Raw genomic sequence first — 920 nt, 5'->3', positions numbered from 1 at the left:
CGCAGCCCGGCGGCGAAAGCGCCGCCGCAGCGCCTGTCTGCCGCGCAAGCGCCCGTGCCGCCTGCCGCGGCGCGCCCGGCCGCCGTGGTCGGGGCCGACGATGAGTGGGAGAGCTTCTGACGCTGCAGCGCGGTGCCGCGCTGCCAGCACCCCCGGGCGGCCAGCGTGCCGCCCTTTTTCATTTTGAGCGTCAGGCCAGTTCGGCGATCAGTTCGATCTCCACGCAGGCGCCCAGGGGAATCTGCGCCACGCCGAAGGCGCTGCGCGCGTGCTGGCCGCGCTCGCCAAACACTTGGCCCAGCAGCTCGCTGGCGCCGTTGGTCACGAGGTGCTGTTCGGTGTAGTCGGCCGTCGAATTGACCAGGCTCATGAGCTTGACGATGCGCTGGACGCGGTTGAGGTCGCCGCCGGTGGCCGCGTGCAGCGTGCCCATGAGGTCGATGGCCACCGCGCGCGCGGCGCCCTTGGCCTCTTCGGTCGTGATGTCGCGGCCCAGCTGGGCCACCCAGGGCTTGCCGTCCTTGCGCGCGATGTGGCCGCTCAGGAACACCAGGTTGCCGGTCTGCACATAGGGCACATAGGCCGCCGCCGGCGTGGACACCGGGGGCAGGGTGATGTTCAGGGCTGCAAGTTGGTCGTAAACGCTCATGGTCTTCCTTGGCTCGGTGAATGAAAGGCCCCGTCCGTGGGCGGCGTTGCGCTCCGGACGAAGGGCTGCCGCAGCCCGCGTGCCGGGGCAGCGTGCAAGTGTTACACAGGCGCTGGCCCGGCCGGACGGCAGGGCAGGGGACGGGCCGCGCTTAGCATGGCGGTCATGGATGTCCTGTCGCCCGCTCTGCCTCCCGCAGCGCCGCTGCCGCAGCGCGCCTGGCTGCTGCCGACGGCACTGCTGGGCTGCGTCGCCGGTGCGCTGCTGCAGG

General features: G+C 71.6%; 1 protein-coding gene. It reads right to left on the bottom strand.

Features of this window, described 5'->3' with window-relative positions:
- Positions 1-190: 190 nt before the first annotated feature.
- Positions 191-649: a RidA family protein gene (locus B2J89_RS21175; protein ID WP_169170812.1), complete on the bottom strand. Its 459-nt coding sequence runs from the start codon at positions 647-649 to the stop codon at positions 191-193.
- Positions 650-920 lie beyond the last annotated feature (271 nt).

Source organism: Acidovorax sp. SRB_24 (assembly GCF_012931925.1).
The sequence above is the reverse complement of the archived record's forward strand: the minus strand, read 5'-3'. Positions and strand labels throughout refer to the sequence as shown.

Bases quoted from the DNA above. Each gene is read 5' to 3' on its own strand.
- B2J89_RS21175 (WP_169170812.1), bottom strand. From the start codon at position 649: ATGAGCGTTTACGACCAACTTGCAGCCCTGAACATCACCCTGCCCCCG.